Origin of the sequence: Actinacidiphila yanglinensis (assembly GCF_900107965.1) — a bacterium.
Lineage (GTDB): Bacteria > Actinomycetota > Actinomycetes > Streptomycetales > Streptomycetaceae > Actinacidiphila > Actinacidiphila yanglinensis.
The window spans coordinates 1-13,940 of sequence record NZ_FNVU01000038.1; the positions used below are offsets into that span (position 1 = coordinate 1).

At 71.5% G+C, this 13,940-nt stretch carries 13 protein-coding genes; 12 read left to right on the top strand and 1 reads right to left on the bottom strand.

Annotated elements, in window-relative coordinates; genetic code table 11:
• On the bottom strand, window positions 1-851 hold an 851-nt coding region (locus tag C4U44_RS40785), incomplete at its 3' end, for an ABC transporter substrate-binding protein (RefSeq protein WP_200823588.1).
• Between the two features lie 846 nt (window positions 852-1,697).
• Here C4U44_RS40785 and C4U44_RS40790 point away from each other — a divergent pair.
• The 12 genes from C4U44_RS40790 to C4U44_RS40845 form a co-directional block, all read left to right on the top strand.
• Complete coding sequence (locus C4U44_RS40790; protein ID WP_103891190.1) at window positions 1,698-2,501, top strand: ABC transporter ATP-binding protein; 804 nt, start codon at window positions 1,698-1,700, stop codon at window positions 2,499-2,501.
• A 10-nt stretch (window positions 2,502-2,511) separates the two neighbouring features.
• Window positions 2,512-3,255, top strand: a complete 744-nt coding sequence (locus tag C4U44_RS40795; protein ID WP_103891191.1) for an SRPBCC domain-containing protein — start codon at window positions 2,512-2,514, stop codon at window positions 3,253-3,255.
• A complete protein-coding gene (locus C4U44_RS40800; RefSeq protein WP_103891192.1) occupies window positions 3,233-4,093 on the top strand; it encodes an HpcH/HpaI aldolase family protein in 861 nt (286 codons plus the stop codon). Before C4U44_RS40795 ends, C4U44_RS40800 begins: the two co-directional genes overlap by 23 nt.
• A gap of 209 nt (window positions 4,094-4,302) precedes the next feature.
• Window positions 4,303-5,457: an amidohydrolase family protein gene (locus C4U44_RS40805; RefSeq protein ID WP_103891193.1), complete on the top strand. Its 1,155-nt coding sequence runs from the start codon at window positions 4,303-4,305 to the stop codon at window positions 5,455-5,457.
• The gene (locus C4U44_RS40810) at window positions 5,454-7,106 is read left to right on the top strand and encodes a thiamine pyrophosphate-binding protein (protein WP_103891194.1); all 1,653 of its coding nucleotides are present in this window, start codon (window positions 5,454-5,456) and stop codon (window positions 7,104-7,106) included. The genes C4U44_RS40805 and C4U44_RS40810 overlap by 4 nt, the downstream gene beginning before the upstream one ends.
• On the top strand, window positions 7,106-7,999 hold the full coding sequence (locus tag C4U44_RS40815) for a substrate-binding domain-containing protein (RefSeq protein ID WP_200823589.1): 894 nt from the start codon (window positions 7,106-7,108) through the stop codon (window positions 7,997-7,999). The genes C4U44_RS40810 and C4U44_RS40815 overlap by 1 nt, the downstream gene beginning before the upstream one ends.
• Window positions 8,000-8,068: 69 nt before the next feature.
• Window positions 8,069-9,265, top strand: a complete 1,197-nt coding sequence (locus tag C4U44_RS40820; RefSeq protein ID WP_103891196.1) for a DUF3500 domain-containing protein — start codon at window positions 8,069-8,071, stop codon at window positions 9,263-9,265.
• 17 nt (window positions 9,266-9,282) lie between these two features.
• Entirely contained in the window at window positions 9,283-10,149 is an 867-nt protein-coding gene (locus C4U44_RS40825; RefSeq protein ID WP_103891202.1) for a substrate-binding domain-containing protein, read from the top strand.
• Between the two features lie 52 nt (window positions 10,150-10,201).
• A complete protein-coding gene (locus tag C4U44_RS40830; RefSeq protein ID WP_103891197.1) occupies window positions 10,202-11,194 on the top strand; it encodes a substrate-binding domain-containing protein in 993 nt (330 codons plus the stop codon).
• 107 nt (window positions 11,195-11,301) lie between these two features.
• Window positions 11,302-12,162 (top strand): amidohydrolase family protein, encoded by an 861-nt coding sequence (locus C4U44_RS40835; RefSeq protein ID WP_103891198.1) that lies wholly within the window; start codon window positions 11,302-11,304, stop codon window positions 12,160-12,162.
• 81 nt (window positions 12,163-12,243) lie between these two features.
• Complete coding sequence (locus tag C4U44_RS40840; protein WP_103891199.1) at window positions 12,244-12,909, top strand: GntR family transcriptional regulator; 666 nt, start codon at window positions 12,244-12,246, stop codon at window positions 12,907-12,909.
• Window positions 12,910-12,978: 69 nt separating this feature from the next.
• The coding region (locus C4U44_RS40845) for an ABC transporter substrate-binding protein (protein WP_103891200.1) at window positions 12,979-13,940 on the top strand (962 nt) is incomplete at its 3' end.

A 13,940-nucleotide genomic window follows, 5' to 3' on the forward strand; every position in this document is an offset into this window, starting at 1 on the left:
TGGGGGAGGCTGGCTTTGATGACGGAGGTGGGGATGCCGGGGAGTGCTTTTTGGGCGACGGTCTGGACGGTGGTGGAGTTGATGTTGGTGTGCATGTAGGCGGTGGCCTGCTGGACGGCGGTGGCGAATTTCTTGGCTGTGTCGGGATTCTGGGTGAGGTAGCTGTTGCGGGCGACGACGATCTGTCCGTAGCCGGCTTGTGCTTCGGACCAGGCGGGGACCTTGATGGAGTCGGCGACGACGATGCCGTCGCCGGTGTCCTGGATGGCCAGGGGGGTGGGCTGGGAGGTGACGAACCAGTCGATCTGGTTGCTTTTGAGGGCTGCCTTGTCGGCGGCGGGGCTGGGCAGGGAGACCCACTTGACCTTCGAGGAGTCCACCCCGTAGGCCTTGAGGAAGACGGCTGCTTCGCCCTTGGTGTTGGCGGAGCTGGCGCCGCCGGTGGAGCCGTCGAGTGCTTTGGCGACCTGGGCGGCGGGGGTGTCGGCGGTGAGGCCGTGCGCCGTGGCGAACTTGGTGCTGACGATCAGGCCGAGGGGGTTGCCGCCGCCGTCCGCCGCGATCGCCGTCTCCGGGACGTTCTTGCCGATCGCCGAGACGAAGTCGGTCGGACTGTCGTTGAGGAACTGGATGGAGCCGGACTCCAGTGCGGAGGTGCCGGTGGCCGCGGTCGTCGTCACGTACTTGACCTTCAGCTTCTGCTTGCTGAAGTAGCCGTTGGCCTCGGCCAGCCGGATCGGCAGGTCGAAGATGTTGCCCGCGACCCCGACCGTGACCGTGGTCGTGCCGTCCGCGTTCTTGCCCGGGCCGTTACTCCCGCACGCGGTGAGCGTCAGGGTTCCCAGTGCCATAGCGACGGCCGGTGCGACCGCGCGGGTGCTGGTGCGTGCGCCCCTTCGTGGGGCTCGCGCGGCCCGTCTGGCAGGTTCCGCGTCACTGGCGTCCGAGAGAAGACGTCTCATGGGGTTACTCCTCCATGGGTCGCACCGAGTCACGATTGTCGTACAAGGTGCGAGCGACCGTAACACCGCGGATTTGGCCCCGCAACAACTTCGGCCGTGGACAGGTGTGTTGGTGCCGAAGCCGGTTCGGCGACGGCGAAGCGTGGTCGACAATGTGCCGCGCCGGAGCCGCCTGCTGCCGGGCGTGGCGGACTCCGCCGCGGGCTCGTCGAGGGGGAACGAGGATTGTTCGACAAGTCGCCCGCGGCGCTCACGGCGCCCCTCTCCCGCCACACGGCATGCCGCAGGATGCTCAGGATCGGCGATCCGCTTCGAAGTCACGGGGACGGGGGGACGTGGGGCCGCCCGGCGGACGGGCGTGCGGTGTGACGTCTGAGATATGCCCTGTTGGAAGCAGGATTGAGACCTTTTGGCGACGCCCCTCGCCCCGCGGACCCCGCTGGTTTGTTCAACGGGCCGGGGTCGCCCCGCTGCCGTCGGCCGATCCGATCGAAGGATTTTCGTACCTTCTCCTTGAGCTGATGATTCGGCGGTGTTACGGTCGCTCGCAAGTTGTTGGACAATCCGCCAGCCAGGGGCGCGTGTTCCCCTCCCTCCCCTTTTGTTCCGGGGCCACGCGCACCCGGCTGCAGTGAGGGAGCCGAACCGTGGCCGGCGGCGTCCGGCGCCGGGGCTGCCCGGACGCCGTACGCACATGCCGGATCGCCTCTCCCGTAGCCGGTCAAGGAGACAGAGTTGTCGACCAACCAGCATGACCCGAACGCGGAGGCACTCCGCTTCGACCACGTGACCCTGGAGTTCCCCGGGGGGCACCAACCGGCCATCGAGGACGTCTCGCTCCGGGTCGAGCGACGGAAGTTCGTCGCCGTGATCGGCCCGAGCGGCTGCGGCAAGAGCACCATCCTCAACCTGGCCGCGGGACTGCTCGCCCCGACCCGGGGCGGGGTCCACTTCGACGGCGAACCCGTCACCGGGGTCAACTCCGAAGCGGCGTACGTGACCCAGAAGGCGAACCTGCTGCCCTGGCTCAGCGTGAAGGCCAACATCGGGCTGGCGCTGAAGTTCCGCAGGGTCGGCAAGGACGAGCGGAACGAGCGGATCGCGCACTGGATCAGGGTGGTCGGCCTCACCGGTTTCGAGGACCACTACCCGCGGGAGCTGTCCGGCGGCATGCAGAAGCGCGTCGCCATCGCGCGGGCGCTGATCTACGACCCGTCCATCGTGCTGATGGACGAGCCGTTCGGGCCGCTGGACGCCATCACCCGGCTCAAGCTCCAGCAGGACCTGCTCAACCTGTGGGAGGAGCAGCAGGGCACGCTCGTCTTCGTCACCCACGACCTCAACGAGGCGCTCTACCTCGCCGACCAGGTGATCGTGATGTCCAAGGGCCCCGGGACGGTGCGCCGCGTTCTGGACGTCCCCTTCGAACGGCCGCGTGACATCGGATCCCTGGTCGAGTCGCGCGAGTTCTCCGAGCTCTACAACGACCTGTGGAGCCTGTTCAAGTCGGAGATCGACCTGTCCGGCGCTCCCGCGTAAGGAAACCGCAGTGATAACGATCAAGGAAGTGATCGACGTCCCCAGTCCGCGCGACCGGGTCTGGGAGGTCGTGTCCAGCCCGTCGGACGTCGTGTCGTGCATCGCCGGGGCCGAACTCGGCGCGGCTCACGACGACGGCTCGTTCGACGGGGCGCTGGTGATCAAGTTCGGGGCGATCCGGGTCCGGTTCGCCGCCCGCATCACCCTGGACCTGAACCCGGAGGAGTTCGAGGGCCGCCTCTCGGCCCGCGGCGGCGACGGGCAGGGAGCCACCCGCTTCCGCGGCGAGGCCACCTTCCGGGTGGTCGAGGGCGAGCAGGCGGGCAGCGCGCGGGTGCTGATGGAAGGCGAGGTGACCCTCAGCGGCAAGCTCGCCTCGCTGGTCGAGTCGGGTGCTGGGGTGGTGGTCTCCCGGATGACCAAGGACTTCACCGCCAAGCTCATCGCGGTGTGCGGCGAGCCCGCCGCGGCCGCCGCCGGAGTCCCCGCCGCCGAGGGAGTACCGGCCGCCGCCGGCGCACCCGGCACCGCGCCGGTCCCCGCAGCTGCCGGCGGGGAGGCGCATCCCACCCGGCTGAACCGGCTGCGCGCATGGTTCGGCCGGTTGCTGCGCCGCAGGCGGGCGGCGCACCCGGCCGCGCAGCCGCCCCCGTCACCGCCCCGGCCCTCAGGTGACGGCGCGCTCCACCCGCAACAGACCCAGCAGACGCAGCAGACCGAGGAGGTCGGCAGTGGCAACGCCCCGGCTCAATAAGGTGATCGGCGCCCTCGCGGCGGGACAGCACGTCTTCGCGTCCTTCGCGGCGGCCGACCCGTCGGCCGCCCTGGAGTTCGCCGGCACCGACTACGACGCCCTGGTGTTCGAGACCGAGCACAAGCCCTGGGACGTCCCCGCGCTGCGCGACAGCCTCCAGTACCTCCTGAACAGGCGTCAGGTCTTCGACGCGGACAGCGTCGCCCCCGCGCTCACCCCGCTGGTCCGGATCCCGGTCAACGGCGTCGAGAAGGCCCAGTGGCAGGCCAAGCAGGCCCTGGACCTGGGGGCGTACGGCATCGTGTGGCCGCACGTGTCCACCGTGGAGCAGGCGTACAACGCGGTCGCCGCCTGCCGCTACCCGCGGCTGCCGGACCGCCCGCGCCATGAACCCGCGGGCCTGCGCGGCGACAGCCCCGCGGCCGCGGCCCGCTACTGGGGCGTCACCAACGCGGAGTACTACGCGAAGGCCGACGTGTGGCCGCTCGATCCGCACGGCGAGATCCTGGTGGCGCTCATGATCGAGGACCAGCTCGCCATCGAGAACCTGCCCGACATCCTCGACCAGGTGCCGGGGATCGGCCTGATCATCGTCGGCGAGGGCGACATGAGCCAGGAACTGGGCATCCCCCGCCAGTACGACCACCCGCGGATGCTGGAGTGCAAGCGTCGCATCCTCGACATCTGCGCGGCCCGCGGTGTCCCGGTCGGGCACCCCCACGTGACGGCCGGCAACGTCAAGCAGGTGCTGGACGACGGCTACCGCTTCCTGATGTCCATGCCGGTGCGGACCTATCCCGGCCTGGAGCTGGGCCGGTCGCTCACCGGCCGCGACTGAGCCCTCCCGCGCCATACCGCCTACGACCCCGTCCGATATCGACCCCGCGCCGGACCCCCCCCGCCAACGCCCCCTGCCCGTACCGCCCCCGGCACGTCCGGGCGGTGCCCGGGCTGCCTTCGGGCTGCGTCCGTGCAGCGTTCCGACTGCCATCAAGCCCCCGCCGTGTCCGCGGAAAGCGGACCCGGCACGTGAGTTGCGGAGTTTCCATGCGTATCGACTGTCACGGCCACTTCACCACGGCCCCGGCCGCGTTGGGGAAGTGGCGGGAGCGGCAGATCCAGGCGTTCGAGGAGTCGGGCGCGCGGGTCCCACCGGCCGAGTTGCGTATCGGTGATGACGAGATCATCGAGGCCATCGAGAACGGGCAGTTGAAGCTGCAGCGGGAACGCGGCACGGACCTGGCGCTGTTCTCGCCGGGCGCGGGGAAGATGGCGCACCACTTCGGTGACGAGCAGACCAGTCTGGCCTGGTCGCAGGTCGCCAACGACCTGATCGCCCGGGTGTGCGGGCTCTTCCCCGAGCGCTTCGTCGGGGTGTGCCAGCTCCCGCAGTCCCCGGGCGAGCCGCTCGCCTCGTCCGTGCGCCGCAGTGCGGTCGAACTGCAGCGGTGCGTCGAGGAGTTGGGCTTCGTCGGATGCCTGCTCAATCCCGACCCGTCGGACGGGTACTGGCAGGCGCCGCCGCTGACGGACAAGGTCTACTACCCGCTCTACGAGAAGATGGTGGAGCTCGACGTCCCCGCGATGATCCACGTGGCGATGTCGCGCAACCCGGCGATCCAGGGCACCTGCGCGCACTACCTGGGCGGCGACACCACGGCGTTCATGCAGCTGTGCCAGTCGGACCTGTTCCGGGACTTCCCGACCCTGAAGCTCGTCATCCCGCACGGCGGCGGCGCCGTCCCCTATCACTGGGGCCGGTACCGGGGGTTCCTGCAGGACCAGGGGCGGCCGCCGCTGGAGGAGTCGGTGCTGCGGAACGTCTTCTTCGACACCTGCGTGTACCACCGGCGCGGGATGCAGCTGCTGGTGGACATCGTCCCCACCGTGAACGTCCTCTTCGCCTCGGAGATGATCGGCGCCGTCCGCGGGGTGGACCCGGAGACCGGCCACCGCTTCGACGACACCGGGCACCTGCTGAGCTCGCTGGAATCGCTCGGCGGGGACGACCTCGACGCGATCTTCGCCGGCAACGCGCTGCGGGTATTCGGCCGGCTGCCGTCCGTCCTGGCCGCCAGGGGCATCGCCGTACCCGCCGCCCCGGCCGGACCCGCCCCTGCGGCACCTCACCCGTCCGCCCTGCCCGGCGCATCCGGCCCGGCCGGCACCACTGTCACCACCGCGAAGGAGTCCGGCAAGTGAAGGTCTACGAGGCGCTCGCCGAAGCGTTCGTCAAAGAGGGCGCGAGCGACGTCTTCGGCATGATGGGCGACGCCAACATGCACTGGATGAACGCCCTGCACGAGCGCGGGGTGAACCTGTACGAGGTGCGGCACGAGGGCTCCGGTCTGGGCATGGCCGACGGCTGGGCGCGGACCGCCGGCCGGCCCGGCGTCGTCACCACCACCAGCGGTCCCGGCACCGCGCAGCTGGCCACCTCGATGATCGTCGCCAGCCGGGCCGGCACCCCGCTCGTCGCGTTCTGCGGCGAGACGCCCGTGGGCGACGAGACGGCCGTGCAGTACCTCGACCAGCGCCGGTTCGCCGCCGCCATCGAGTGCGGCTTCGTCCACGTGTCGCGGCCCGACCTCGCCGAGGAGGCCGTGCGGCAGGCGTTCTACCTGGCCAGGACCGAGTCGCGGCCGGTGATGCTCAGCGCCCCCGTCGACGTCCAGGTCCAGGAGTACGAGGAGGCGGGGCCGTACGTCGCGTCCACCGAACTCATCGACACCGCACGGCTGTTGCCGGACCCGGCGAGGATCGGACGGGCCGCGGCGATCGTGCGGGCCGGCAAGCGGGTGGTCATCATCGCCGGGCGCGGCGCGCGCTCGTCGGAGGCCGGCGAGGAGGTGCTGCGGCTCCAGCGGCGGACCGGGGCGCTGCTGGCCACCACCCTCCAGGCGAAGAACTGGCTGTGCGACGCGACCGAGTTCCACGTCGGCATCTCCGGGCTGTACGGCAACAAGGCCGCCATGGAACTGCTGCAGGAGGCCGACTGCGTGATCGCGGTCGGGGCCAGCCTGAACCACTACACCACCGAGCACGGCCTGCTTTTCCCGGACGCCACCTACGTGCAGATCGACTCCGCGCAGCACGTGGTGATGGGCAACGGCCGGGCCGCGGACTGCTACGTGCGGGCCGACGCCCGCACCGCGCTCGCCGAGCTGAACCAGGCCCTGGAGCAGGGCGCGGTCCAGCTGGAGGGCTTCCACACCGACGACGTGCGCCGCCGGCTGACCGAGCCGCTGGCGGCGCCGTCCGGCGTCGAGGCAGAGCCCGGCCGACTCGACCCGCGCGAGGCCATCCGCGTGCTGGACGCCGAACTGCCGCGCGAGATCGGGCTGGTGCTCGGCAGCGGCCACCAGACCGACTTCGGCACGATGCTCTTCCAGCGCTCCCGCGACGTGCTGTCCAACTACGGCATGTTCGGCGCGATCGGCCAGGCCCCGCTGCTGACCATCGGCTCGATCGTGGCGAACGGCAACCGTCCCGCCTTCGTGGTGGAGGGCGACGCCAGCTTCCTGATGCACCTGGCGGAGTTCGAGACCGCCTGCCGCTACGAGATCCCCGTGCTGGTCGTGGTGATGAACGACGAGGGGCTGGGCGCGGAGTTCCACAAGGCGAAGGCCAAGGGCCTGGACCCCGAGCTGGCCGTCATCCCGAACCCGGACCTCGGCCCGGTCGCCGTCGCGCTCGGCGGCGCCGGCGCCACCGTCCGCACCACCGACCAACTGCGCGCCGCCCTAGCTGAGTTCGTCCGCGACCCGCGCCCGACCGTGGTCGACGTCCGCATCACCCGGAACGTGCTGAGCGTTCCGTACCGGCGGCTGCAGTACGGCGAGGACGTGTGATGACGACGCTCTCGGTGCTGCTCGGGGACTACCCGCACACGCGCCCGCTGAAGGACGGCACCCTCCCGGTCCCGGGGGTGGAGTGCCGCTTCGGGCAGGCGTCCCCGCTCTACTCGGCCTTCGCACGGATGGTCCGGAACCTGGAGTACGACGTCTGCGAGATGGCGCTGGCGACGTACTTCCAGGCGCGGGAGGCCGGCGTCCCGATCACGCTGCTGCCGGTGGTCATGATCGGCGGCACCCACCACCGGTCGCTGACCCGCCTGCCGGGCGGCCCGGCGCTCGCCCCGGAGCAGCTCGCCGGCCGGCGGGTCGGGGTGCGCTCCTCCTCCCAGACCACCGGCCTGTGGGTGCGCGGCCTGCTGCGCGAGGACTACGGCGTCGAGCCGTCGGCCGTCACCTGGGTCACCACCGAGGAACCGCACGTCGCGGGGTACCGCGAGCCGGACAACGTCCTGCGGTCGGGCGCGGCGAAGGTCCCCGACCTGCTGCGCGGCGGCGAGGTGGCCGCTGCCGTCCTCGGCCCGCGCGCCGGCGGCACCCAGGGCATGGACCTGGTGCCGGTGATCGAGGACGCGCCGGCCGCCGGGCAGGCCTGGATCAAGCGGCACGGCACCATCCCGGTCAACCACATGGTCGTGGTGCGCGACGAGGTACTGGAGTCCGCGCCACAGGCCGTGGCCGCGCTGTGCGGGGCGCTGCGCGACGCGATCGCCGCCACCGCGGGGGCACGCGACGCCTCCCCGGCCGGCCGGGTGGTCGCCGCGGGCTGGAGCGGGCCGCTGCGGGCGGCACTGGAGATCGGTGCCCGCTACGCCCTGGAGCAGCAGGTGGTGCGCTCCGCGGTCGATCTCGACGGGATCGAGCGGAAGGTCCCCTTCCTCGATGCGTAACAGAGCCGACGACAGGGCCGAGGACACGGCCGGAGCAAGGGCGAGCACGGAGACGGGACGGAGGCAGCGATGAGTACGGACGGACTGCGGTACCGGCCGAAGGCACCGACCCGCGAACCCGAGGTGTGGACGCCGGACCTGCTGGAGCGGGTGGAGTGGCGCCGGCGCGCGGCGGACGAGCCGTTCCGCGGCGTCGCCGCCCCGGCCGGCATCCGGCCCGGGCTGTTCCCGCTGCGCTCCACCGGCGTGGACGTCTCGGGCGTGCGCCGCGCGGGGGAGGACTACCTCGCCGCGCTCACCCCCGGGCAACTGGCGGGCGGGCGGCTGCCGATGGACGACGTGTCCTGGCGGCACTGGGCCAACGGCGCCCGCTACTTCCTGCGGCACGGCCTGTGCCTGGAGGAACTCGGCGAGGAACCCCGGCGGCTGGCCCTGGAGGTCGTCCGCGCCGCCCTGAGCGACGCCGGGTTCGCGCAGGTCCTCGACCTGATGCACCTGAACCTGACGATCGGCGAGCTGCGCGGCGAGGAGGACCTGCTCAACGAGTGGCTGTACTGGTTCACCGTCTACGGCGAGCCGGACCGGGGCGGGCAGCCGTGGGGCTGGCAGCTCGACGGCCACCACGTCAACGTCAACTGCGCCTTCGTCGGCGACCAGATGGTGCTCACCCCGACGTTCCTCGGCGCCGAGCCGGTCCACGCCACCTCGGGGAAGTACGCCGGCACGCACGTCTTCCGGCATGAGGAGGCCCTCGGGCAGCGGCTGTTCGACAGCCTGACCGGGCAGCAGCGCGCCCGGGCCGTGATCGGCGAGGTGCTGCCGCCCGACCTGTTCGTCGGCGCCTTCCGCGACAACCACGAACTCGACTACCAGGGACTGCTGCTCAGCGACCTCGACGCCCGCCAGGCCGAGGCCGCCGCCGAGCTGGTCGGCCTGTACGTCGGCCGCGCCGGCGACGGCCACGCCCGGGTCCGGACGGAGGAGGTGCTCGCCCACCGGGAGGAGACCTGGTTCTCCTGGATCGGCGACGGCGGCCCCGACAGCGCCTTCTACTACCGCGTGCACAGCCCGGTGATCCTCATCGAGTTCGAGCACCAGGCCGGGGTGATGTTCGACAACGACGTGCCGACCCGGCGGCACATCCACACCGTCGTCCGCACCCCGAACGGCAACGACTACGGCGCCGACCTGCTGCGCCTGCACCACGAGCGGCACCACCGGCGTGGGCGCGAGGGCCGGAACGGCACCGGGGCGGACCAGACGTGAAGCAGAAGGAGCCGGAGATGAAGCTGGTAGTGGGCCGTGACGACCTCGCGGCGGCCGCGCTGGGCGCGGCCGCCGCACGCGGGGCGGCCGTCGAGCGCCTGGACGTGAAGCCGGTGCACAAGGCGTCCCGGGGATTCGTGAACGACCAGGCGGTCGACGTGTGCGAACTGGCCGTGGTGACGCTTCTCCAGGCCGTCGCCCACGACAAGCCGGTGGTCCTGCTGCCGGTCACCGCGCTGGGCCGCACCCAGCACCAGACCCTGGTCACCATGGGCGACCTGTCGGTCGAGGACATCGAGGGCAGGAGCGTCGGTGTCCGGTCCTGGAGCCAGACCACCGGGGTGTGGGTGCGCGGCTTCCTCAGCGAGCAGTACGGCGTCGACCCGCGCGCGGTGGACTGGACGGTGTACGAGGGAGGCCACGTCGACGACCACCAGGACCCGGCCTGGATCACCCTCGCGCCCGAAGGGGCCCGCCTCCAGGCGGACTTCCTCGACGGCCGGCTCGACTACGGGATCATGGGCAACGAACTCCCGGACGACGACCGCATCCGCACCGCCATCCCCGCTGCGCGCGAGGTCGCCGCGCAGTGGACCGCGGACCGGGGGTTCCTCCCCCTCAACCACGTGATCGGCGTGACCGCCGAAGCGGCGGCGGAGCACTCCGCCACCGTCGTCGCCCTGTACGACGCGATCCGCGAGGTGGCCGCCAAGGACGCCGACGGGGCGGGCGCGGTGGGCTTCGAGGCCCTGCGCGGCCCGGTCACGCTGGCCGCCCGGTACGCGCTGGAGCAGGAAGTGCTCCCGCGGCCGGTGGAGTTCGACGAGCTGCTGGAGCAGTCCTGCGCCGCTCTCGGCGTCACCCCCGCGCGCCTGGGTGGCTGAGCACCAGCCCGGCACCAGGTCCGCACGCACACATCCGACTGGAAGGCAGGTCATGGCAAAGCTCACGGTGGCCCTCGGCAACTACCGGCACGCCCAGGCACTGATCGACGGCGGCGTCCCGGTGGACGGCTACGACATCGAGGAGGTGAAGGTCAGGCCGATCATCGGCGCCTACCGGCGGATGATCAGGAACCTGGAGTTCGACGTGTGCGAACTCGCGCCGACCTCCTACCTGATGGCGCTCCAGGAGGACGTGGCGCTCACCGGCGTCCCGGTCTTCCTCAACCGCCGTTTCCACCACGGCGACGTCCAGTGCGCCGCCGGCTCGGGCATCCGCGTCCCGAAGGACCTGGAGGGGCGGCGCGTCGGGGTGCGCGCCTACACCGTGACCACCGGCGTGTGGGTGCGCGGCGTCCTCGCCGGCGAGTACGGCGTGGACGTCGACAGCATCACCTGGGTGGTCGACGACGACGACCACATCGAGGGCCGCACGCCCGGCAACGTCGAGCGGGTCACGGACGGGCGGTCCCTCGGCGAGCTGCTGCGCGCCGGGGAGATCGACGCCGCGTTCACCGGCAACGCGGGCACCGGCCGGGCCGGCGCGCCCACGGCCGGCTGGACGGCCGCGGCCGAACCCGCCGCCGGCGGGGCGACCGGCGACGAAGGCCCGTACCCGCTCTTCGCGGACGCCGACGTGCTCGGGCACGACTGGTACCTGCGCACCGGGATCTACCCCCTGCACTCGGTCGTCGCCGTCCGCGCCGACCTCGTCAAGGCCGACCCCGACCTGCCCACCGCCCTGTACGCGGCGCTGGCGCGAAGCAAGCAGCTCCAGGTCGCCGACGACCCGGAGTGGACCGAACTGCCCCGACTGGGCCTGCAGGCGCGGCAGGTCGGTGGCGACCCGATCCCCTACGGCGTCGACGCGAACGCCGCGAGCCTCGGCGCCCTGGTGCGCTACTCCCGCGAACAGGGGTTGCTCGACCCGGACTTCCCCGGCGACCCGCACCGGCTGTTCGCCGAGGGCGACTACCCGAGCGCCTGAGCCGGGCGCGGCCCGGGGCGACCGGGCCCGCGTCCTCGCCGCCGACCCTACCCACCGCGTCCACCGCGACCGTCAGCACCACTTCAAGGCGAAGGAACCGCACGAACATGGACATCGTCGACACCCACTGCCACATCATCTCGCAGGACCTGGCGCGCTATCCGCGGGCGCCGATCGGCGGGAAGCAGTCGGAGTGGGCCGCCTCCAGGCCCGTCACCGCCGAGGAGATGGTCGCCAGGATGGACGGGACCGGCATACGCCAGGCCGTCCTGGTGCAGGCCACCACCGCGTACGGATACGACAACTCCTACGTCCTGGACAGCCGCAAGCGGTGGCCCGAGCGGTTCGTCGCCGTGGGCACCTTCGACCCGCTCAAGCCCGGAGCCGGCGCCCGACTGGCCGATCTGGTCGGCGACGGCGGCCTGGCCGGGGTGCGGCTGTTCACCAGCGGCAGCACGGTGCCCGAGCAGGGGCAGTGGTTCGCCACGCCGGAGACGTACGACTTCTGGCGCTCGGCCGAGGAACTCGGCGTCACCGTCTGCCTCCAGATGCGGCACGGGCCCGCGACGAAGCACCTGGTCTCGGTGCTGGTGCGGTTCCCCGGGGTGCGCGTCCTGCTGGACCACATGGGCTACCCCGACATCGCGGACTCGCCCGCGGAGGCCGGCCGGGGGATCGCCGCGCTGGCGAAGAACCCGGGCCTGCACCTGAAGCTGACGCACCGGAACCTCGAGCGGCTGCACGACGCCGGTGACCGGGCCGCGGACTTCCTCGCGCCCGTCCTCGACTCCTTCGGCTCCGACCGGATCGCCTGGGGCTCCAACTGCCCGGCCGCCGAGCAGTCGCTGCCCGACCTGCGCAAGCTCGCCGAGACGGTGCTGGCCGGGCTGCCCGAGGCGGCACGGGCCGACATCCTCGCCGGCACGGCCCGCCGGCTCTACCCCGGCCTCGGTGTGGTCGGCGACTGACCTGACGGCACAAGGGCGCCTCGCCGCCCACCGGTTCGGCACGGACGGCGCTCTCCCCTTCCAGACACGTAGGCGATCACGGTGCAGAGCAACAACGGCATCACCCACGACACCCGGGCATCCGAGACCCGGCACAGCCAGGTGTACGACGAACTGCGCTCGCTGCTGCTGTCGGGCAGCATCGAGCCCAACACCCGGCTCACCGAGGCCGACCTGACCAGGATGTGCAACGTCTCCCGCGGGACGATGCGGGCCGTTCTCGTCCGCCTGGCGCACGAGGGCTACCTCACCAGCGAGGTCAACCGCGGTGTCCGTACCCGGATCTTCTCCCCGGAGGAGGCCAAGGACATCCTGGAGGCCCGCGAGACCCTCGAATCCGCACTGGCCGGGAAGGCCGCGGAGCGGGCCACCGAGGACGAGATCCGCGAACTGCGCGCCACGCTGGAGGCGATGGCGGACGCGCGGGCGCGCAACGACCAGGCGGCGTACTCGCAGGGCAACCGCCGATTCCACCAGCAGGTGAAAGCGGCCGCCCATCAGGCGACGCTGGCGCGGGCCTACGACACCCTGCTCTACCCGCTCGTGATGCGCCAGTACCGCAATGTCTCCGCGCAGCACCCCAGGACCGGGTCGTTCGAGGAGCACCAGACCATCCTCCTCGGCATCGTGACGCGGAATCCCGAGGCGGCCACCGCCGCGATGCGTCACCACGTCGCCACCGCGCGGCACGCACTCGTCCTCGGCTAGCCGTTGCCGGCCATGGCAACGCATTCATCCACCGGACCACCCTCGACCATCAGCGTGACAGGAGATCTCATGACTCACGACGACACGGAGACCGGCGCCGCCGGAGCCCCCAGACAGGCCGGGGGCGGCAGCGTGGCGTTCACCCGGGCCGGCGCCCGGGTCCTCGCGGCCGGCAGTGCCGTCGCGCTCTGCGCGGTGGCACTGACCGGGTGCGGCGGGAGCGGCTCGGGCAAGAACGCCGACGGCACGACCACGGTCACGGTCGGGGTCGCGGGCAACATCTTCGACCTGCCGATCCGGCTGGCCGAGGCCAACGGCTACTTCAGCAAGCAGAAGCTGAAGGTCAAGTACGTGACGACGACCGCGGCCACCGGCACCTCCGCACTGGAGTCCGGCTCCATCCAGTTCCTCAACGACAGTCCGACCGACTTCGTCTCGGCGATCGGCAAGAACGTCCCGGAGACGGCGATCGCGGCGGACGGCGGCGGCAACCCCCTCGGCCTGATCGTCAGCACCAAGTTCGCCACGGCGCACGGCCTCACCGCCGACACCCCCGCCGCCCAGGTCGCCAAAGCACTCGACGGCTCCACCGGCGGCGCCAGCTCCGCCAACACCAAGGGCGAAGCAGCCGTCTTCCTCAAGGCCTACGGGGTGGACTCCTCGAAGGTCAAGTGGGTCTCCCTGCCCAGCCCCGCCGCCGACAAGGCAGCCCTCAAAAGCAACCAGATCGACTGGTTCGTCACCTCCCAGCCCACCCCCCTGGCCATCCAGGACACCGGCGACGGCATCGTCGTCGCCGACTCCATCAAGGTCCCCGCCTGGTCCGAAGCACAAGCCGGCTACGGACAGATCGTCGTCGCCCGCAACAGCTACCTCACCCAGAATCCCGACACAGCCAAGAAATTCGCCACCGCCGTCCAGCAGGCCACCGCCTACATGCACACCAACATCAACTCCACCACCGTCCAGACCGTCGCCCAAAAAGCACTCCCCGGCATCCCCACCTCCGTCATCAAAGCCAGCCTCCCCCA

Excerpts from the sequence above, each read along its gene's own strand:
- C4U44_RS40805 (WP_103891193.1), top strand. The coding sequence starts at position 4,303 with ATGCGTATCGACTGTCACGGCCACTTCACCACGGCCCCGGCCGCGTTG.
- C4U44_RS40815 (WP_200823589.1), top strand. The coding sequence starts at position 7,106 with ATGACGACGCTCTCGGTGCTGCTCGGGGACTACCCGCACACGCGCCCG.
- C4U44_RS40820 (WP_103891196.1), top strand. The coding sequence starts at position 8,069 with ATGAGTACGGACGGACTGCGGTACCGGCCGAAGGCACCGACCCGCGAA.
- C4U44_RS40825 (WP_103891202.1), top strand. The coding sequence starts at position 9,283 with ATGAAGCTGGTAGTGGGCCGTGACGACCTCGCGGCGGCCGCGCTGGGC.
- C4U44_RS40830 (WP_103891197.1), top strand. The coding sequence starts at position 10,202 with ATGGCAAAGCTCACGGTGGCCCTCGGCAACTACCGGCACGCCCAGGCA.
- C4U44_RS40835 (WP_103891198.1), top strand. The coding sequence starts at position 11,302 with ATGGACATCGTCGACACCCACTGCCACATCATCTCGCAGGACCTGGCG.